Genomic DNA, 330 nt, shown 5'->3' with positions numbered 1-330 from the left:
GGATACGCAGCCCGACCGCTGGAGACCGTGACGGCGATCACCTTCGACACAGCGCCAACCCTGGACGGCGTCGACGACGATGCGGTTTGGCAGGCGGCAGCCCCAGTCAAGCTTCATTTGAAAGAGGGTGCAAACTTCGGTGAAAAGGGAAAGACCGACGGCACCATTCGCGCAGCCCGCGTCGGCGACGAGCTCTTTGTGCTGCTGCAGTACGAAGATGCGACCCATTCCGAGCAGCGCTCGCCCTACGTCAAACAGGCCGACGGCTCTTGGAAGAAGCTCAAGGATTCCGAAGACGTCGGCGGCGACAACAACACCTTCTACGAGGAC

General features: G+C 61.2%; 1 protein-coding gene. It reads left to right on the top strand.

Features of this window, described 5'->3' with window-relative positions; all coding sequences use genetic code 11:
• A partial coding sequence (locus GPT33_RS11360; protein ID WP_296808929.1) for an ethylbenzene dehydrogenase-related protein occupies positions 1–330 on the top strand: 330 nt, incomplete at both ends.

The sequence above is a fragment of the Thiocapsa sp. genome (assembly GCF_011390875.1).
Classification (GTDB): domain Bacteria; phylum Pseudomonadota; class Gammaproteobacteria; order Chromatiales; family Chromatiaceae; genus Thiocapsa.
This window is presented reverse-complemented; position numbering and strand designations above follow the sequence as displayed.